Here is a 17,207-nt window from a genome sequence, read left to right on the forward strand (position 1 = left end):
AAATCTGATGGATGTACATCTTAGAGGTGATCCCGGGTTGCCATTTGTCGGCCCACGTAATCTCTAGAAAACTGCCACGCAACACGTCCGGAACGCGTTCCACGCTGCGTAGCCCATTGCAATGCTTCAACCCTCATTTCCCCTTTCGATTCAAACTTCAGTCCGAATTGGCAAAACCAATGGGCCACTGCATCCAAATACTCGTCCTGGCTGAACGAGTAAAAGTGAAGATGGAGTCCGAAGCGATCCGACAAGGAGATCTTTTCCTCAATCGAATCGCCAGGATGAATTTCGCCCTGGTCGTCGTTGCTCCATTCACGGTTGTCACTCATGCGTTCACTGACTATGTGCCTCCGATTGGAGGTTGCATAGACCAGCACGTTAGGCGATGGCCCCGCGACGGAGCCATCAAGCACGGTCTTCAATCCCTTGTAACCATGCTCGCCTTCCTCGAACGACAGATCGTCACAGAAAATCAAATATTTTCTTGCGTCATACCGGATTTGATTCACGATATACGGAAGCGCATCCAGTGATTGCTTTTCAACTTCGATGAGGCGCAATCCCTCGGGATGAAAGGCTGCAAGGCAAGCTCGCACCAAAGAGGACTTCCCTGTCCCGCGCGCACCCGTCATCAGCACATTGTTGGCCGGGTGGCCCTGCACGAATTGCGTGGTGTTCTGGTACAGACGCTCACTTTGCCGGTCGATATTGCGCAAATCCGAAAAAGAGATCAGTTGTGGCGAGTCGACCGGAACCAGCCGCCCCTGCATGAAGAAGCTGCGCTCGGGCTGCCAGCGGTAGGCCAGTGCTTCTGGAAGGGCGCGGTCGTCCGGTGACAAGCTTTCAGGCGTGAAACGCTCAAATGCCGCCGACAGACGATTCAGAGCTTGCGCAAGGTTGGTGGCCTGCTCCGGTGTGAAAAGCGGAGAACTCATGCTGCTTTCCTTTCAGATGCGCCAATCCGCAGCGTCTGAGCGATGAACACTCCGAACAGGGCAACGCCTCCGCCAACAAGGTGATGCCATCCCAACCGCTCATTCAGCAGCACGATCGCAAATCCAGCCGTCATGACGGGCAGCACGTTCATGAATACGCTACAACGATTTGGTCCCAGGTGTTCGATGCCTCTGATCCAGAAGAATGGCAGGACAACGGAAGCCAGGATGCCTGCATAAAGGATCAGCGGTATGGTCGATGCATCCAGCGAAGCCTGTCCAGCGGGGACCAGAAGTTGCATTGGAAGCATGAAGAGCAAGGCCGATGTGGCCTGCAAGTAAGTCGATTGCCACGCTGGCAAGGGAATACGCCATTTGCGCAGCAGGACGCTGTAGAACGCATAACAAAGCGCAGCCCCCAGCATCAACATGTCCCCGACGCGGTAATGGCCCTTGAGCAATTCGGCGGGTGCGCCTCCGCTGATAAGGTAGGCCGTTCCCCACAGGGCAATGGCACCGCCCAATACCATGCCCAGCGAAGGATGCTCTCCGAGCAGCAGCGAACTGACCAGCATGGTCAGCAATGGGGTCAAGGCCGTGATGATCGCCATATTGGTCGCTGTCGAGGTGTCTGCTGCCCAGTACGACAGGCATTGGTAGAACGCCATGCTGAGAAAGCCGAGACACATGAGCTTGGGCCAGGAGCGCCTGACGACGACGCGATTGCACCAGGTGGGGCCAGCCAGGAACAGGCTCATGACGGCAACCGCCAGCGCCAGTCGATAAAACGTGATCGCCAGCGGGGAAATATTGCCCGCTGCCAGCTTGGAAACAATGACGTTGCCAGCCCAAAGGGCCATGGCAAATAAAGGAAACAGCCAAAATCTCATACCCGGCCTCTGCGAATTGCATTCAAAGAATTCCATGATGGATTACGCCGGGTTGGCTGTCTTCAGATAAAGTGGCAATCTTTATCTTGAAAGAGTCACTCCCATGGTGGCAGATCCCCGACATCATCTGCCCTTCGAGACCGCCTCGCGTCCGGTGACCGGTCTGGCGGTGGAATATCCGCGTGGACACGTCATCGCCACGCACAAGCACAAGCGCTCGCAGTTTCTGTACGCCACGCAAGGCGTGATGGTGATTGGTACCAGTCGCGGACGCTGGGTAGTCCCACCTACGCGCGGCGTCTGGCTGCAGGCGCATGTAGAACACACCGTCCGCATGCGTGGGCCGGTCAGCATGCGAACCTTGTTCGTGGACCAGGATGCCGCGCCGCATTTACCAACAGAGAACTGCGTCGTCAGCGTGTCACCCATGTTGCGCGAGCTGGTACTGGAAGCCTCGCGGATACCGATGGATTACGACCTTGACAGCCGCAATGGACGCCTCATGCGCCTGCTGCTCGACGAGATTCAGGCGCTCCCAGTCTTGCCTTTTCATCTGCCGTGGCCGGAAGACAAACGTCTGAGTCAGGTTTGCACGCAACTGGCGCAGCAGCCGGATGTGTCCGCAACAGTCATTGAGTGGGCGGAGCGGCTAGCCATGAGCCAGAAGACGTTTCATCGCCAGTTCAAGCACCACACGGGCATCACCTTCGGACAATGGCGTCAATTGGCACGCCTGCTGTTGTCACTGGAAAGTCTGGCCGAAGGCACGCCGATCGTGCAGGTTGCGCTTGAACATGGCTACAGCAGCCAGAGCGCGTACACAGTTATGTTCAAACGCTATTTCGGCATGCCACCATCGACTTTCTATCGGGGGTGACCACAACATGATGGTGGCCGACGCAGTGCTACTCGGGCAATTCAAATTACGGACATTCATTAACGGCGACTATCCCAGCGAGGGCCCTCTTTGCCGCCCGATTTCCCACGACACCCCACCGCCGCGCACCGTTGCAGCGATCTGCTGTCCTAGCCGTTGCTCGACCACCGGCTTCCACGGCACCAGGCTGAATCCCATGCCGTCATCCAGCATGGCGTAGCGCCCGCTGGCGAGCATGACGCTGCGCCGGTAGATGCCGGCCACGCGCTGCCCATCGGCCACCGGGTGATGCTCCAGGCCGGTGTCGGCGGCAATGTCCTTCGCGGCCTGCGCCAGTTCCCGATTACGTAATTTGCCCAGCAGGTTGCGCGCGAGGATCACGCGCTGCCCGCGCCGCTCGGCCAGTCCCTGTTCGGCCAGGAAATCGGCGCGCTGCTGCATGGCCTGCTTGGCCTCTGCACCAAAGCCCACGTCGCCCAGGCCCGAGCCACCGCCGATCAGTTGCTGGTCGAGCCAGGTTGCCCCGATCACGCGGGCCTGCCGCTCGATGGGCAGGTGCGATTTCAGCTCCACGGCCACGCCGCCCAGGCGCTGCGCGTCGTACTGACGGCCACGCTCGGGCAGGTCGCCGGGGACCTTCCATAGCCCCTCGACCACGCGCTCCACGATGCCAGCGCGGCGCAGGGCTTCCAGCCGGCGGACGTGGGTTGCTACCACCTCTTGCGGATCGCGGCCGGGCACGGCCTGACCCTGCGCGATGGCGAGGTGATGATCGGTGCGGTACAAGCCATCGTTCGCCAGCGCGGCGATGTTCTTATCGGCCGCACGTACGTCGGCCGAACCCTTCACCTCCACCACGGCGTCAGCCGGGTAGTTCGCCAACTCGTCACGGGCATTGAGCGCGACGTAGTGGGCCTTGCCGTCCACGCCGTCGATGACTAGATAGCCCCGGTCGTGCAGTTCGTCGGCCAGCCCTTTCGCGGCGACACGCCCGACGATCGTACGGCCATCGTCGCCCGGCTCGAACACCGCCAGCTCGCGCGGCTCGCCGCTCATGGCCCGGTGCATGGTGCGGATGATGTCGCCACGCTCGCCCAGGGCCCGCAAGGTCTTTTCGGCATCGGCATGGACGGCCCAGGTGCCGGGCTGCGTCTCGTCGGCCAGGCCCAGCCGCTGCAAGCGTTGCAGGCGGCCGATCAGCAGCAAACGCTGGCGTTGCAGCCATGGTTCGTTGAAGCGTTCGATCTGCACCCGGCCGTCCTCGCCAGCCTCGCGCTTCAGCGTTCGATCCAGGCTCGTCCACCGTTCCTGCTCCACCTCGCGCTGCAAGGTCTGCTGGATCTCCAGCTCGGTGCGCGGCCCCAGCCATTCGGTCGCCAGCTCGGACGCTCGATGCCGAAACCCATCGGCAATGTAGTCGCCCGCGATGATGAGGTCTTTGCCAGTGTCGTCGCGCCCACGCACGACGATGTGCGTGTGCGGATTGTCGGTGTTCCAGTGGTTGACGGCCACCCAATCGAGGCCCGTGCCCAGGTCGGCTTCCATGCGGCCCATGAGGTGCCGTGTGTAGGTGCGCAGGTCTTCCACCAGCTCGGCGCCATCCTCGGGCGAGAGGATGAAGCGGAAATGGTGCCGGTCATCGGCGCAGCGTTCCTTGAAGGCATCGAGATCGGCGGCATCGGTCTGCGGCCCGTAGGCACGGCCAGGTTCGCCGTCGCGGCCCACGCCGTCGCGCTCGATGTAGCGCAGGTGCTTGGCGAGCGACTGCGGGCTGGCCCGCTGCTGGTTCACCAGCAAGGTCTTGATGGTTACGCGCCGAGATAGGGGCGTGAGCGTCGCGCCCGCGAACCGCGCCGCCGTATGGCCGCGCCCTAGGCGCGAGCCGGGCCGCTGGCCGGTGGTCTTGCCGCTGCCCGCCGATGCCGGTCGGCGCACCGAAGACTTGCCGCCGCTGGCCTTGCCGGTCTGCTGGAGCACCTTGGCAATGAAGCCCTGGCCCCGGTTCTTTGGCGCGCTGGGGCGGATGCGGAAATCGTCGTCGCGGCGGGTGGTCATGGCTTCTCTCCCTGAAAGCTCTGGCGTGTCCGGTCGTGCAAAGCACGCGGGTAGCCCTGTCTTGGCGCGGGCTTCGCGCCATAAGCGGCACGGCGGCGAAGCCGCGCCGTGCTGCGCCACCCCCACGTGCAGACTGGCTGTGCGGGCCGACAGGTGCCGCCCCCTTTTGTCTTGCCTTCCGCCTTTGCCCCTCGCTGTCGCTCGGAGCAGCGGCGGCCCGGCGGCGCTGCTGCGCGAGCAGCCAGCGCGCCGGCGAACGCGGACACGGCCGCAGGCCGGGCGCGTTCGAGGCAAGACGCCTGCACGTTGGACGGCTGCGCCGAAGGCAGCGCGAAGTGCGGTGCCCAATGCGCAGGATTGGCACCCGCACTGCACGCGCGACGACACGGCGACGACCAGCAGGACGACACGCCCGATGGCACGATGAGATGCACGGCAACGTGCAGCGAATCGACGGCCATCATGGGCGGGATTCCAGCCAGACCGGATGCGCGACGCCGATCACGGCGGATGCGCTGACCGGCCCGAAATACCGGCTGTCGAACGACGCCGGATTGGTGACACTGAGCAGGAACAGCTCGCCAGGCCGAAGGCGGCGGCACTGCTGCCAGGATGGCAGCGGGCGGCCCCAGCGGTCGGCAGGCAGCACGGCGGCCGAAGGCACGCCGTTGATGCGGACGCTGCCGTCAGCGATGCACACCTCTTGCGGCGCCACCGCACCTACGCGCTTGAGCAGCGAGATGCGCGTTGGTAGGTAGCCGCGCTGCGCAGCGAGCGCGGCAGCCTCGGCGGGCAGCGGCACCAGCACGATGCTGCCCACGGACAACGGACGTGGCGGCGAGCTGGCGCGAGGGTCGAGCGGATCGACGCGATACCAGCCGACCGCCACGCTGTCGGACGGGTTGTAGGTCAGGCGCGGCAGTGGATGCACGAAGGACGCCCAGGCCAGCGCAGCGAGGCCGCAGGCGGACAGGCCCGCCAACACGAGGCGAGCGCGCAAACGTGCGCGGTGCGAGCGAGGATGCGGCGTGGTGCCGGAAGTGGAAACGGCGGTCATGGCAGTGCCCTCCCGGCGAGCCAAGCGGAGTGCCGCTCGGCGGTGTATTCGGGCAGCGGCAGGCGCGCAGCGAGCCGGTTGGCGAGCGTGCGCCAGTACGCGGGCGAAGCGGCAGCGGGCGTGATGCCCAGCGCCTCGATGGCGTCGATGCATTCCAGCACGGCGCGCACCTGGTTCTCGCCCTCGGCGTGCAGCACCAGGCGCGCGCCCGGCTGCACGCCGGGGATGCGCTGCGCTGCATCGAGCGGCGTGCACGCCTGCATGACCATGAGCTGCCAGCGCACGGTGCCGTAGTCGTTGGCCTGCCAGCGAATGCGGCAGAACACGGCGTTGGGCATGAACACGGCGAGACTGCGCCAGCGATCGAGCCGCAGCGTGCGCGCCGGTTCGCCAAAGCGCAGATAGAGCTTGAAACGGTGCTCCAGGAAGGCCAGCGAAACGCGCGTCAGCGGCGTTGAGATAGGCCGCGCCGCACGTGCTGGGAGTGATGGCGACGTTGCAGCCGTGGCCGCGTCAGCGGCAGGCAAAGCGGATGCGATCATGGTGTGTTCTCCCTGCGGTGTTCTGGAAACTCCCGCTCCAGCAGCGCGCGCAGCAAGTCGGCCACTGTCACGCCTTGCGTGAAGGCCGATACCTTGATGCGCGCCCGCATCGCGGGCGTGATGTCGAGGGTCAGGCGGGCCGTGTAGAGGTCGCCCTTACCCAGCGCATCGGCATCGCCTTGGCGAATCCACGCCTCGGCGTGCGGATTCGCAGGCGGACGCGCGCCGATGCAGACATGCTTGGCCGTGCGTTTGCTGCTGGGTGGCGGCTTCGCAGTCATGTCGGCCACCGCAGAAGTTCGTCCACCAGCGCGGTGATTTCTCGCGCGGCGGTACTGTCGGGCGCCGTCTCGCGGGCAAGCCGACCAGCGGCCACGCTGTCGGCGAACACGATGCGCTGATGCACTTCCGAGCGCAGCGCAGGAAGCGGCTGGTCGGCGAGCGCCTGGCGCGCTTCGCGTCCGATCACGGTGGTGCTCACGCGCCGGTTGATGACGAAGGCCGCGCGTAGCGCAGGCCGGAACACCTGCGCTTCGCGGATCAGCGCCACCATCTCGGCGCTGGCCCACAGGTCGTAGGGGCTGGGCTGCACGGGGATCAGCACGCGCTCGGCCGCCAGCAGCGCGGAGCGCGCCAGCGCCGCGATGCGTGGCGGGCCGTCGATGACGACGTGATCGGCGCGACGGGCCAGTTCTGGCGCTTCCTGGTGCAGCGTTTCGCGTGCGAGGCCCACGGTGCTGAACAGCCGTGGCAAGCCTTGCTGGCTTCTGCGCTGTGTCCAGTCCAGCGATGAACCCTGCGGGTCGGCGTCCAGCAGAACGACGTGCTGGTCGCGCATCGCCAGCTCACCGGCGATGTGGGTGGCGAGCGTGGTCTTGCCCACGCCGCCTTTCTGGTTGAGCAGCGCGACGATCATGGCCTGGCCCTCCGTGTTGGAAAGCCCGGCTGTTGCTGCTGTGCGTGGTGCCGCTCAGCGGTTTTCCACCGGCGCGCGGCGCTTCTACTACCAGTTAGAGGTTTTAAGTTAGGGAAGTTAGAAGGGCCGCAAACCCGCGCCGTTATTGGGTTTGCGGGCGATTCGTACTCCTGATAGCACGAGAGTCGTACTCCCGATAGCACGATACCCCGTACTCCTGATAGCACGAGTCTGTCCACAGGCAACGCACCGTTTATCCCCGTGCCATGAACGGCACGGGCCGAAAGGTCAGCAGCTCGGCGCCGTTGTCCGGCATTCGCTCGATGCCCAGGACGTAGCCGGGCATCGACTGCCGCGCGACCAGCGCACGCAGGTCGTAGGCGAAATCCGAGAAGCGCGTGGCGCTGCCCGATTTCCGATACAGGTGCCGGAAATCGAATTGCCAGCCGCCCGGCTGGCGCCCGCCGTGTTTGCGCACCAGCCGGTACAGCCAGCGCTCGATCCCGCCCGTGAGCCGGAAATACGCTGGGTCGATGGACAGCACCAGTGCGGCATCCATGACGCCCGCGTAAAACCAGTCCGGCAGGATCAGCTCCAGCCCCAAGGGCGTGCCCTTGGCATCGGCTAGTTCCTTCCACTCGTTGATCCACGAGAAGCGGTGCAGCCGTCTTCCCGTGGTCTCCCGGATGGACGTGGCCACCGTGGTGGATTGGAGGCGATCCAAGGCCGCCTTGAGGCGTTGGTAGTCGCGCAGCGACGTACCGCGCCCGATGAAGCGCAGGATCTCGTAGGGCGTGGCCTGCATCAGCCGCGACGGGCGCAAGCCCGCGTCGCGTGCTTCCACGATCTGCGAAGCTGCCCAAATGAGCACGTCCGCATCCCAAATGGTGGCGATGCCGTGCTCCTGCGTGCCCTCCACGCGGATCGTGATGCCGCTGGCGCGGAAGTCGATCGGCGCCACGCGCCGCGACTTCGCTAGCGAGAAGAACGGAAAGGCCATCAAGTCCTGGCTGTCGCGCGGCGCCATGTCGCCCGGCAAGGCGCGGAACAGGTCGAGCTGTTCGCGCTCTGGCACGGGCCGCTGCCGGGACGGCAGCGCAGGGCTGGACATGGCGAAGGCCATCCGCGCGCAAGCGATCAGCGCGCACGGCTGTCCGCCGAATGCTGCTCGGCGTATTCGGGATCGGATGTGCTCTCGAAACTGCGCTCTGAAGCCCAGGCATCGAGGTCGGCCACGGCGTACATGACGCGGCGGCCGAATTTGCGGAACTTGGGGCCACCACCCAGCACGCGCTGTTTCTCCAGCGTTCGCGGCGACAGGCGCAGGTAGTCGGCGGCTTCGTCGTTGGTGAGGTAACGCTGCGGCTGCGCAGCGGTGGTCGAGGCAGTGGCGGAAGCGGCGGCAGGCCGCAAGGGAGCGGGACGCATGGTGTGTACCTCCATAGCTTTCAAAGCTCCGGCCACACAGCGCAACCGGATGGAGGCAGTCTCAGAAAACGAGGCCCTTCTGCTCAGGGTCGTTTTGCATCCTCATCAAAACGACCCTTCTCAAGCGGCGCAAGCTGTGCTAAGCGGTGATAGCCGCCGCGCATCAGCGCATCGCCGCGCCGCGCCAGGCGGCGCACCTTGGAGCGCAAGCCGCCATCGCTGTACCAACCGGCTGCGGCGTCCACGCCGAACAAGCCTTCGGCCACGTCGCGCAAGGATGCGCCCGCCAGGGTCGCGTCGAGCGCCTGCAAGGTGTGCAGCTCCAGCAGCGCGGAAGGTGCTGGTCTGGGTGTGGTAGCGGCGAAGGTCGCGCCGCGTGCATGAGCGCGCACAGGCACGGCAGTGCCGCTCCGCTGGGCATAGGCCACGGCCATGCCATCTTCGAGGCCAGCCGCGAGCGCGAAGCGCAGGCACTGGCCGGGGCTGCACGCGATCAGCGCCAGTCCCTTGCCATCGTGGAGAAGTTGCTTGTGGCCGGGGATACGCCAGAACGTGAAGGGCTCGGCATCCACAGGCGGATCGGCATCGGGGTAGAGCTGCACCACATCAGCTTGGCGGGGCTGCCATGCCGGATGCGCGTCGCGCGCATCCAGCGCCGGGTCTTCCAGCACGCGCAAGCCCCAGCGATGCGCCGCATCGGGGCGGCGTGCACGGCGCAGCCAGTCGAGCCGGTATTCGGGGTGCCTGCGCAGGTACTCCCAAGCCAGCGCAAGCGCATCCAGCCAGAGGACATAGAGGTAAGCCGCAGTGGGATACCAGTGCGCGACATGATGAGGATTGACCATGACCAAAGCTCCCGTCGAACAGCAGGAACGTCGCCACGGCGTCAAACATGCGGGAGCATTAAATCAAGGTGAAAATCCGGTTAAGCTGTAACGGTTGGTGTCAAGACTGGTTGGCTCCGGCATATTGCGTAATCCGTCCGAATGCGACGGCCGCATGGCACCAAAAACGTCATGCGGTACTGACACCGTGCCGCAAGCCGCATGAGAGATCGTGGCTGATTCCGCCACGCACGCACAGGTTTGGTGCAAGAGTGCTGATTCAGACTGGAAAGGTCTGGAGCAAGACCGAAATAGTCTGAATGCGCCCGGCTTGGTCGTAGCGCGAGCGGTTCAATCGACGACGGAACCGTTTTCCTGCGCCAGGCGCAGATATTCCGACAGCGGGCGCATCGCCTGGAAATACAAATCTCGCGTCACGGGCAGCTTGTTCGGCCCGACGATGGAAGCCAGGTCGGAAAGTTTCACCGTCCCCAGCTCGGGCATGCTGATTCCCAGGTCGATCAGGCCGTAGGCCGTGTCACCATCGACGGGATCGAGCGAGGTCAGCAGCCAGGTGGCGTGCGCGTCGGGAGTGAACAGCCGCACAACCGGCAACGGGTCGTACGGTTCACCGGCGGCGGCCCGCCGCCCGTTCTCCAGCAGCGCGGCACGCTGCGCATCGGTGTCGAGGGGAGCATTCATCGTGGTGCTCCTGTTCCAACGCGGAAAGTCGGTTTTGCACATCCACGCCAAAGCGTGGAAACACGAAAGCGCAAAGGCTCAATTGTAGAAATCTGCAAAGGAACGTTGGCGGTTTTCCGGTTCTGCCGGAATCCGCAGAAGCGGATTTCCGTAAAAGCACGAATAAGGGCCAAAAGCATGAATGAGTTAAAGATAACGTGGTTTTAATTGTGCTGCGAATTGACGCTTCTGTCTATGCAGAGGCGATCCATCCAGCGCGGCCGACCAGCGGGCGCCACCACCTACGATGCCGAGCTGGCGCAAGCCTTCGGCGCGGCGGTGCGCGCGCTGCGGACGGAGCGCGGCATCGCGCAGGAATCGCTGGCGCACCTCGCCGGCATCGAGCGCTCCCACATGGGCAAGGTCGAGCGCGGCGAACACATGCCCACGCTGGCGATCATCTTCAAGATCGCCGGCGCGCTTGAATGCAGTACCGCGGTGCTGATGGCCGCGACGGAAGGCCAGCTCGCGGCTACGAGGACGTAGGGCGGGGCCTCGCGCTCCGCCACAACGGGCGGGGCGCTGCGGCGGTTACGCCGCCTGGGGCTTGCTGCGCGACCAGATCAGGTCGTGCGTGCCGTTCTCTCCTTCGATCAGGCGGGCATAGACCGTTGCCGCGAACGAAGGGTCGTCGAGGGCCACGGACAGGTATTCCCGCCCGGCCTCGCTGGTCTTCTTCCACGCTGCGCCGATGTCGTGGCTGGCGGCCTGGACGCGGAAGTCAGGGGCTTTCTCGTTGTCGCCCTTGTCGTTGGGAACCAGCTTGACCTTGACGTTGAGCGTCAGGGTGCGAAGCGTGCCGGTGAAGCCGTCTTTGTCTGCGGTGAAGGTGCCGATGTTGGCCATGATGTTTTCTCCGTTCGGTTGAACAAGGTTCGCGCCCATCGCGTCCTTGTTGTGATCCGGCCGGCGGGGGACGGGCTGGCTGCACCGCTTGCGGTCGCAACGCAGTGGAGAGTCGGGAGGCGAAAAGAATTTGCTGCGCGAGGAAGCCGCGCAGCGGCGGGGAAATTGTTTTCGCCGGACGGTTGCAGCCATGAAGCCCGAGGCGCAGCCGCGCCACCGCCAGGATTCACAACAACACAAGGACGCCTTGGGCCGAACCGCTCCGAAAGGAGATAGGGCCGACTCGGCATCCCCGCCCGAAGGCTTCGCCGGTGCGCTTCCTGACGCGGACAAGGTCAACCGTCCGACGACAAGCGAGAACGCCCCTGCCGCACCTTGCGGCGCCGGTCTTGAGGCGTGGCGTGGAAACTTCATGGCGATGCCGGGCAGGTTGTCCGTGAACCGTCCTTCGTGACGTGACGGGCAGGAACCGCCAGCGTGGAAGGCGGCACGCATCCGTGCAACCTGCCGCAGCAAGCGTCAGCGTATTCGCCAGCACCCCGTCCATTGCGGCGGGGTGCTTGCCGGGCCGATCCGGCATCGCCGGTTCGGCGGCATTGAGGGGCGCCAAGCCTGCGCGGCGGGGATGGGCCGTGTGCCGATCCCCCGGAGGCAAGCAAAGCGCGCAGCGCCGCAGGCGCGAAGGCGTGAGGGATTGAAGCCGAATGACCGTGACGGCGAAGACGGCACGGGGCGCAGCCCGCAAAGCCCGGCGGCGCTGTGCGCCGACACGCCCCGGCCGTTCTATATTTTGAGAAGGGAACGCAGAACACCATGACCATCCAGCTCCGACACGAAACCCCGGACGACATCGCGGCCATCGAGGCTCTGACCATTGTCGCTTTCGCCAATGCACCGCACACCAGCCACGCGGAGCAATTCATCGTGCGCACATTGCGCGACGCAAACGAACTGACGCTTTCCATCGTGGCCGAAGAACAGGGCCAGGTTGTCGGCCATGTGGCCCTGTCGCCGGTGAGCATCACCGATGGCCACGGCCACAGGGCCGCAGGCTGGTACGGCTTGGGGCCGATCTCCGTCCTGCCGCAACGACAGGGGCAAGGCATCGGCTCGCGCCTGATGGAACAGGCGCTGGCCGAACTGCGGGCCATGCAGGCCGCAGGCTGCGTGCTGTTGGGCGAACCCGCGTACTACGCGCGTTTTGGTTTTCAGGCCCATGCGGGCCTGCAACTGCCGGGCGTGCCGCCCGGCTACTTCATGGCACTGGCCTTCGATGGGCCTGTGCCCGAGGGCATCGCGCACTACAGCGGTGCCTTCAACGCCGCCGCCTGAGTGCCAGCGAAGGCGGCGGCGTGATGTTCGGCTTCAACACCGGGCGCGGCCACTGCCGCGCCCGGATTTGCATTTCACCGCGCCCAGGTCGGAAGGGCCTGGGCGCGGTGCTGATCGCGGTTATTCTTTCGTCTCGATGAGCCACCACACGGCACGCGGCAAGGCGCGGCCCGTGATGGGATGAATGTCGGTGAGGTCAGCGCGGGCCGACCAGCCCGAGGGCGGGCGGTAGCCGCGCACGTCACCATCGCAGTGCCAGCGGCGGGCGCGTACCGTGCCGGAGGCGTAGATCGCCGCCATGCGCGAGCGGCTGGTGGTGGTGCGGTTCATGTGGGCTTCTCCTTCCAGCGAAGCGCCCCCGTCGAGGCTGGGGGCGCTTGCCATCGGTGCGGGTCAAGCGGCCAGCGCCTCGGCGGGTTCATCCGCCATTGCTTCGGCATCCTCCGGGGCGTCCTGCTCCGGGCCAACCTCCTGCGCGGCATCCTGCGGGCCTTGGGCCTTGAAGATGGCAGGCATCCAGCCCGTGCCATCGGCCAGCCGCTCGGCTTCGCTGGCAATGTCGGTCTTCTTCAGCTTCGCCAGCCGGGAAACCTGATCGGGAGCGTACTCGCCCACGGCTTGCAGAACTGCCGCCTTCGGGACGTGCTTGAAATACCCCTCGGCGGTCGGCTGCCACCATGCGGCCATGTCGAGGCTAACGGCCTGCGCCAGTTCCTCGCCGGGCTGGTGCGGCGTGGCGCGGGGCGTCACCACGTCCACCGTGGAAGCCACGCACACGGCCAGCAGCTTGACCAGTTCGCCTTGCTCCATCGCCAGCAGCGCGGCGAACAGTTCGGCGCTGTCCTCCGGCAAGGCTTCGCCCGCCACCTGTTGCAGTTCGCGCAGCGCCACGGCGGCGGCGGAGTGAGGCCAATCCGGGGCCATGCCTTCCAGCCGGTCTTGCGGTTTCAGGCTCACGCCCAGCGGCAAGGAACTACGCTTGAAGCCATAGCGGCTTTCCTGCAAGACGGCCTGCACCATGCCATGCACCACGGCAGCCAGCGCAGCTTGCGGATGTCGTGCGACTTCGATTTGCAGCGCGGCGGTACGGTGGGCGCTCAAGCGTTGTGCCAGCCGGTCGGACATGGCTGGGGCTTGCGTCTCATCCTCCGTGTCGCCTTCGTCGTCGTTCTCGGCGCTCTCGCCGCTGAACCCTTGGCGCAGCCGTTCCAGCGTGCGCAGCGCCTTGGCCTCGGCCTCGCGCATCAGGCCGCGATAAATAACGGCCTCGCCGTTGCGGTCGATGGTGACGATGGCACCGGCTGCGGCCTTCACGTTCGCGCCGTAGTCCTGCAAGCCATCTTCCAGTGCCTGCAGCTGCTCGCCCAGGGCTTCGCCTTCCTCCTGCAAAACGTCGGCCTTGTCCTCATCGTCGGCGTCCATCGCAGCATCCACCGCTTCGGCAACCTCCTGCATCTTGGCTTGCAGCTTCTCGATGCGTGCGGCTTGCCGCTTATTCGGCTCGCGCCGTTCCCTCGGAGCACGCTGGAAGGCGTGCAGATCGGCATGGGTCACGCCCGGCGTGGCATCCACCCACGCCCAACCCTCGGCGCGGACAGCGGCGGCGATGCGTGCCAGCTTGTCTTGCGCCAGCCGTTCCAGCAGCGCGGCGTCGTTGAGGTACACGCCCGCATCGCCTTCCGCGAACAGGTCGCGGCGGATGCCGCCGCCTGCGGCTTCGTAGCCGTCCAGCCCGACGAAGCGCACCAGCGGATGCCGGTAAGCGTCGATTTCGCGCTCGGTGAGGCGTTCGCGCAGCGCGGACGGTTGGCGCTGCCACTGCGGGGCATCGTAGAACGCGGTTTCCTGCGCGGCGTGGTCGTCGGTAATGGACAAGGCCATCAACTGATCGAGCGTGACGGCATCGGCCCGATAGTCCGCCATCAGGCGCGGCGAGACATTCGCCAGCTTCAAGCGACGCTGCACCACCAGCGGCGTAACGCTGAAATCCGCCGCAATGTCCTCGATGGGTCGGCCTTCGGCCACCAGCGCCGCGAAGGCTTCAAACTGGTCTGCCGGGTGCATGGCTTCGCGCTGCACGTTCTCGGTGAGGCTGGCGGTGCGGGCCGTGCCATCGGCTACCAGCAGGCAAGGCACCTCCCATTCCTTGCCGATGCGGTGCTTTTTCGCCAGCAGCTTGAGGGCCGCGAGGCGACGGCCACCGGCCACGACTTCGTAATGCTCGCCATCGGCGGATGCAATCACGATGAGGTTTTGCAGCAGGCCCACGCGCTGGATGCTCGCGGCCAGTTCAGGGATGGACATGCGCGGGATCTTGCGCACGTTGCGGCCCGTGGGGCGCAGCACCAGCCGCGACAGCGGAACCAGAATCAGGTTCTTGGTCGGGTCGGCAGCTTCCAGCGCGGGGGCTTGGATGGCGCGGGCTGCGGTTTGGGTGATGGCGTTCATGGTGATAGCTCCTTGCGGTTAGGAAATGCAGCAGCGAAGAACGCGGCAAAGGCTGCTGCCTGCCTCTGCCGCATGGGGATTCAGGCTTTCAACAGGCGCAGGCCATCGGCCAGCATCCAGAGGGCGCGATTGAGGCGCACATCGGAATCAATGCCCTGCACGGGTCGGGTTTGCTGGCGGCGTCCGTTGACGCTGCGGCCATGCAATCCGCCTTTGGTCAAGTTCTCCTGCGTGCGGTTGAACACGCTCCACAGGTCGGGGCGGCGGTCATCGAACCGGCGCGGCATCAGGATTTGCGATTCAGTGATGGGCGCGGGCTTGTCGGGGTCGTCGTACTTCAACGCCAGCGCAGCACGGGCGAACACTTCGGATTCGCCATCGTCCAAGGTGATGCCACGCATCAGGTCGCGCGATTCCTTCACCCGCTCAAAGCCGCTCAACACCTCGAAAGCGCCTTCGATGACGGAACCGGCCACGTCGCCTTTGTGGGGCACGCGCACATCGGCCACGGTGTCACCACACACAAGGCCATTGCTGCAAACGAAGCGGAACATTCCGGCCAGCATCTGATAGCTGCTCGTGCCGTCGTGCGAGTTCAGTAGCACGATTTCGTTGGCCTCCGCGCCGTTGATCTGGCTGGCATGGCGCAGGCGTAGCATGTGTTTGGTGTGCTCGCGCTTGCCTTCATCGCGCACGCGGGTTTGCGTCACCATGAAAGGCTGGAAGCCTTCTTTGCGAAGCTCGGTCAGGACGGCGGCGGTGGGGATGTAGCTGTACCGTTCGGAACGGCTCTCGTGCGGGGCGTCCGCGAAGATGGACGGGGCCACGCTGCGAATCTGGTCATCGGACAGCGGGTAGTCGCTGCGCAGCGAAGGGGAACGGGAAGCGAAGCGGGATGCGAGTTGCATGGTCTTTCTCCTGATAAAAGAGGTTTGCTGTTCACACCGCACACCGGATTCCAAGATTCGGAGCCCAGCCTTTCGGCTGTTCGGTGCGGTCGGCACGAGGAACCCGGTTGGCCCTGTTGCCACCGTCTTTCCTGAGTTCATCGCCCGCGACGAAAGGGAGCCCGTGGACGGGGGCCGTCAAGGAGACAAGCGCAGGGTTGGTGCGGCCCGCAGCGCAGCGAGGACACGGCCCTGCGCGCCTTGACGGCACACGGCCGCGGGCTACAGTCGCGGACAAGGTGATGGAGTCAGGGAAGACGGCTGGACATGGCAACGGCCTTCCCTGTGTGCCGACCGCACGGCAAGCGCAAGCGCGCAGGCCCGGATCTGGAAATCCGGGCCGGAGGCGTCAGCCGACCGGAGGGAGGGGACGATGGAAGCCCGACGGGGGCGAGACGCCGCAGGCGGCTCGATGCGCCACGCGCACGACAGCGCGACCGGCCATCTCCCAGGGGCCGGGGACGCCCAATGGCAGCTCATGGGGCTTGCATCGACAGACATGGCAGCCGAACGCGCCAATGCCGAAAGCTCCACCAGATAGATAGCGCACATTTCGGATGGCTCGATTGCAGCCAGATGCCTACCGTGGGATCTCTAACTTCTGGAGAAACAGCATGTCAGATCACACGCACACCGAAGCCGTAACGCCCATGCCGCCACCGCGAGGCATCTTCCTGCCCACGATGACCTGGACGACCGACCGCCAGCAAGTCGGCGATGAAATGCAGCGATTGCTGAGGTGGCGCGCGCAGCTCAACGCCGTGGTGAACAAGGCCGCCGGATCGGACGGATGCGCGACCTGGTACTTGATGGCCGAAACCTCGCGCAATCAACTGGACGGTGACATCGACACCCTCATGGAATGGCTGGCAACTTCACAGCCCGAAACGCTGGAAGCCCATCCGACCGAGAGCCACCGTTGACCGAGGCGATTCGGCACAGGCCGGGTCGCCGCATTCAGGGGCGCGAAGGCATCACGCCAAGCCGTCGGGCACTGACCCAGCACCTTCTTGACCAGTTCGCACGGATACACCGATGCAATGTCGATGAAGCCCAGGAACATCTCGGCGTAATTGATGCCGATAAAAGCGGCAAAGGCCGCCCGGAGGGCGGCCTTTGTATTGAGGCACTGGTCGGCTTACTTGCTTTTCTTCAATGGGCAGGTGTTCAAGCCCAACAGCCGATAGGCCGGGCAAGCGCCCATCAACCCGGTCAGCAGTGGCACCACCCCAAGCCAACCCCACCAGCCCACGGTATTGGTTGCAGCCAAGGCAATAAGCACGACGCCCACCACAATGCGCAGTACGCGGTCAATTCCGCCAACATTCGATTTCATGAGTTCTCCTATGAAAGATAAAAGGGAAAC

20 protein-coding genes are annotated in these 17,207 nt (G+C 64.9%); 4 read left to right on the plus strand and 16 right to left on the minus strand.

All coding sequences use genetic code 11. The features are described 5' to 3' along the window. Positions 1–20 precede the first annotated feature (20 nt). Both CTR2_RS22070 and CTR2_RS22075 read right to left on the minus strand, forming a co-directional pair. Complete coding sequence (locus tag CTR2_RS22070; RefSeq protein WP_087080943.1) at positions 21–938, minus strand: ATP-binding protein; 918 nt, start codon at positions 936–938, stop codon at positions 21–23. Then, positions 935–1,864 (minus strand): DMT family transporter, encoded by a 930-nt coding sequence (locus tag CTR2_RS22075; RefSeq protein WP_254913226.1) that lies wholly within the window; start codon positions 1,862–1,864, stop codon positions 935–937. The genes CTR2_RS22070 and CTR2_RS22075 overlap by 4 nt, the downstream gene beginning before the upstream one ends. A 67-nt stretch (positions 1,865–1,931) precedes the next feature. Between CTR2_RS22075 and CTR2_RS22080 the strand changes: the two genes are divergently transcribed. Next, positions 1,932–2,705, plus strand: a complete 774-nt coding sequence (locus CTR2_RS22080; RefSeq protein ID WP_087080939.1) for an AraC family transcriptional regulator — start codon at positions 1,932–1,934, stop codon at positions 2,703–2,705. A 69-nt stretch (positions 2,706–2,774) separates the two neighbouring features. Here CTR2_RS22080 and CTR2_RS22085 read toward each other — a convergent pair whose 3' ends face one another. From CTR2_RS22085 to CTR2_RS22125, 9 genes are all read right to left on the minus strand, one after another. Next, entirely contained in the window at positions 2,775–4,760 is a 1,986-nt protein-coding gene (locus tag CTR2_RS22085; RefSeq protein WP_087080937.1) for a relaxase/mobilization nuclease domain-containing protein, read from the minus strand. Positions 4,761–5,220: 460 nt separating this feature from the next. After that, positions 5,221–5,817, minus strand: coding sequence for a S26 family signal peptidase (locus CTR2_RS22090; protein WP_041014141.1), 597 nt, complete (start codon positions 5,815–5,817; stop codon positions 5,221–5,223). Next, the gene (locus tag CTR2_RS22095; protein WP_087080933.1) at positions 5,814–6,359 is read right to left on the minus strand and encodes a DUF2840 domain-containing protein; all 546 of its coding nucleotides are present in this window, start codon (positions 6,357–6,359) and stop codon (positions 5,814–5,816) included. The genes CTR2_RS22090 and CTR2_RS22095 overlap by 4 nt, the downstream gene beginning before the upstream one ends. Next, entirely contained in the window at positions 6,356–6,640 is a 285-nt protein-coding gene (locus CTR2_RS22100; protein ID WP_087080931.1) for a chromosome partitioning protein ParB, read from the minus strand. The genes CTR2_RS22095 and CTR2_RS22100 overlap by 4 nt, the downstream gene beginning before the upstream one ends. Continuing rightward, positions 6,637–7,275 (minus strand): ParA family partition ATPase, encoded by a 639-nt coding sequence (gene parA / locus CTR2_RS22105; protein WP_087080929.1) that lies wholly within the window; start codon positions 7,273–7,275, stop codon positions 6,637–6,639. Before parA ends, CTR2_RS22100 begins: the two co-directional genes overlap by 4 nt. A 253-nt stretch (positions 7,276–7,528) precedes the next feature. Beyond that, positions 7,529–8,386 carry a replication initiator protein A gene (locus tag CTR2_RS22110; protein WP_087084470.1) on the minus strand — a complete coding sequence of 286 codons (858 nt, stop codon included), beginning with the start codon at positions 8,384–8,386 and terminating at the stop codon, positions 7,529–7,531. Between the two features lie 26 nt (positions 8,387–8,412). After that, on the minus strand, positions 8,413–8,703 hold the full coding sequence (locus tag CTR2_RS22115; protein ID WP_087084471.1) for a helix-turn-helix transcriptional regulator: 291 nt from the start codon (positions 8,701–8,703) through the stop codon (positions 8,413–8,415). Positions 8,704–8,786: 83 nt separating this feature from the next. Next, a complete protein-coding gene (locus tag CTR2_RS22120; RefSeq protein ID WP_087080925.1) occupies positions 8,787–9,548 on the minus strand; it encodes a DUF2285 domain-containing protein in 762 nt (253 codons plus the stop codon). Between the two features lie 330 nt (positions 9,549–9,878). After that, positions 9,879–10,229 (minus strand): DUF2958 domain-containing protein, encoded by a 351-nt coding sequence (locus CTR2_RS22125; RefSeq protein ID WP_087080923.1) that lies wholly within the window; start codon positions 10,227–10,229, stop codon positions 9,879–9,881. A 234-nt stretch (positions 10,230–10,463) separates the two neighbouring features. Here CTR2_RS22125 and CTR2_RS22130 point away from each other — a divergent pair, with 234 nt between their 5' ends. After that, the gene (locus tag CTR2_RS22130; RefSeq protein ID WP_087080922.1) at positions 10,464–10,754 is read left to right on the plus strand and encodes a helix-turn-helix domain-containing protein; all 291 of its coding nucleotides are present in this window, start codon (positions 10,464–10,466) and stop codon (positions 10,752–10,754) included. A gap of 45 nt (positions 10,755–10,799) precedes the next feature. Here the strand turns inward: CTR2_RS22130 and CTR2_RS22135 are convergent, their stop codons facing one another. Continuing rightward, on the minus strand, positions 10,800–11,114 hold the full coding sequence (locus CTR2_RS22135) for a DUF736 domain-containing protein (protein WP_087080920.1): 315 nt from the start codon (positions 11,112–11,114) through the stop codon (positions 10,800–10,802). A gap of 813 nt (positions 11,115–11,927) precedes the next feature. On the opposite strand from CTR2_RS22135, the gene CTR2_RS22140 reads away from it, so the two are divergent. Further along, positions 11,928–12,446 carry a GNAT family N-acetyltransferase gene (locus CTR2_RS22140; RefSeq protein ID WP_087080918.1) on the plus strand — a complete coding sequence of 173 codons (519 nt, stop codon included), beginning with the start codon at positions 11,928–11,930 and terminating at the stop codon, positions 12,444–12,446. 120 nt (positions 12,447–12,566) lie between these two features. Here the strand turns inward: CTR2_RS22140 and CTR2_RS22145 are convergent, their stop codons facing one another. The 3 genes from CTR2_RS22145 to CTR2_RS22155 all read right to left on the minus strand — a co-directional run bounded on the left by CTR2_RS22145 (position 12,567) and on the right by CTR2_RS22155 (position 15,802). Beyond that, positions 12,567–12,776 carry a hypothetical protein gene (locus CTR2_RS22145; RefSeq protein WP_087084469.1) on the minus strand — a complete coding sequence of 70 codons (210 nt, stop codon included), beginning with the start codon at positions 12,774–12,776 and terminating at the stop codon, positions 12,567–12,569. Positions 12,777–12,839: 63 nt separating this feature from the next. Continuing rightward, on the minus strand, positions 12,840–14,894 hold the full coding sequence (locus CTR2_RS22150) for a ParB/RepB/Spo0J family partition protein (RefSeq protein ID WP_087080916.1): 2,055 nt from the start codon (positions 14,892–14,894) through the stop codon (positions 12,840–12,842). Between the two features lie 80 nt (positions 14,895–14,974). Further along, the gene (locus CTR2_RS22155; RefSeq protein ID WP_087080914.1) at positions 14,975–15,802 is read right to left on the minus strand and encodes a DUF932 domain-containing protein; all 828 of its coding nucleotides are present in this window, start codon (positions 15,800–15,802) and stop codon (positions 14,975–14,977) included. A 653-nt stretch (positions 15,803–16,455) separates the two neighbouring features. Here CTR2_RS22155 and CTR2_RS22160 point away from each other — a divergent pair. After that, positions 16,456–16,764: a hypothetical protein gene (locus tag CTR2_RS22160; protein ID WP_087080912.1), complete on the plus strand. Its 309-nt coding sequence runs from the start codon at positions 16,456–16,458 to the stop codon at positions 16,762–16,764. A gap of 215 nt (positions 16,765–16,979) precedes the next feature. On the opposite strand, the gene CTR2_RS22165 is transcribed toward CTR2_RS22160, so the two are convergent. Then, on the minus strand, positions 16,980–17,177 hold the full coding sequence (locus CTR2_RS22165; protein WP_087080910.1) for a YgaP family membrane protein: 198 nt from the start codon (positions 17,175–17,177) through the stop codon (positions 16,980–16,982). Between the last annotated feature and the right edge of the window lie 30 nt (positions 17,178–17,207).

Origin of the sequence: Comamonas thiooxydans (assembly GCF_002157685.2) — a bacterium.
GTDB classification, from domain to species: Bacteria; Pseudomonadota; Gammaproteobacteria; order Burkholderiales; family Burkholderiaceae_C; genus Comamonas; species Comamonas testosteroni_H.

Coding starts and splice junctions, on each gene's coding strand:
- CTR2_RS22090 (WP_041014141.1), bottom strand. CDS start 5,817: ATGACCGCCGTTTCCACTTCCGGCACCACGCCGCATCCTCGCTCGCAC.
- CTR2_RS22080 (WP_087080939.1), top strand. CDS start 1,932: ATGGTGGCAGATCCCCGACATCATCTGCCCTTCGAGACCGCCTCGCGT.
- CTR2_RS22070 (WP_087080943.1), bottom strand. CDS start 938: ATGAGTTCTCCGCTTTTCACACCGGAGCAGGCCACCAACCTTGCGCAA.
- CTR2_RS22110 (WP_087084470.1), bottom strand. CDS start 8,386: ATGTCCAGCCCTGCGCTGCCGTCCCGGCAGCGGCCCGTGCCAGAGCGC.
- CTR2_RS22130 (WP_087080922.1), top strand. CDS start 10,464: ATGCAGAGGCGATCCATCCAGCGCGGCCGACCAGCGGGCGCCACCACC.
- CTR2_RS22115 (WP_087084471.1), bottom strand. CDS start 8,703: ATGCGTCCCGCTCCCTTGCGGCCTGCCGCCGCTTCCGCCACTGCCTCG.
- CTR2_RS22165 (WP_087080910.1), bottom strand. CDS start 17,177: ATGAAATCGAATGTTGGCGGAATTGACCGCGTACTGCGCATTGTGGTG.
- CTR2_RS22120 (WP_087080925.1), bottom strand. CDS start 9,548: ATGGTCAATCCTCATCATGTCGCGCACTGGTATCCCACTGCGGCTTAC.
- parA (WP_087080929.1), bottom strand. CDS start 7,275: ATGATCGTCGCGCTGCTCAACCAGAAAGGCGGCGTGGGCAAGACCACG.
- CTR2_RS22135 (WP_087080920.1), bottom strand. CDS start 11,114: ATGGCCAACATCGGCACCTTCACCGCAGACAAAGACGGCTTCACCGGC.
- CTR2_RS22145 (WP_087084469.1), bottom strand. CDS start 12,776: ATGAACCGCACCACCACCAGCCGCTCGCGCATGGCGGCGATCTACGCC.
- CTR2_RS22155 (WP_087080914.1), bottom strand. CDS start 15,802: ATGCAACTCGCATCCCGCTTCGCTTCCCGTTCCCCTTCGCTGCGCAGC.
- CTR2_RS22150 (WP_087080916.1), bottom strand. CDS start 14,894: ATGAACGCCATCACCCAAACCGCAGCCCGCGCCATCCAAGCCCCCGCG.
- CTR2_RS22100 (WP_087080931.1), bottom strand. CDS start 6,640: ATGACTGCGAAGCCGCCACCCAGCAGCAAACGCACGGCCAAGCATGTC.
- CTR2_RS22075 (WP_254913226.1), bottom strand. CDS start 1,864: ATGGAATTCTTTGAATGCAATTCGCAGAGGCCGGGTATGAGATTTTGG.
- CTR2_RS22095 (WP_087080933.1), bottom strand. CDS start 6,359: ATGATCGCATCCGCTTTGCCTGCCGCTGACGCGGCCACGGCTGCAACG.
- CTR2_RS22085 (WP_087080937.1), bottom strand. CDS start 4,760: ATGACCACCCGCCGCGACGACGATTTCCGCATCCGCCCCAGCGCGCCA.
- CTR2_RS22125 (WP_087080923.1), bottom strand. CDS start 10,229: ATGAATGCTCCCCTCGACACCGATGCGCAGCGTGCCGCGCTGCTGGAG.
- CTR2_RS22140 (WP_087080918.1), top strand. CDS start 11,928: ATGACCATCCAGCTCCGACACGAAACCCCGGACGACATCGCGGCCATC.
- CTR2_RS22160 (WP_087080912.1), top strand. CDS start 16,456: ATGTCAGATCACACGCACACCGAAGCCGTAACGCCCATGCCGCCACCG.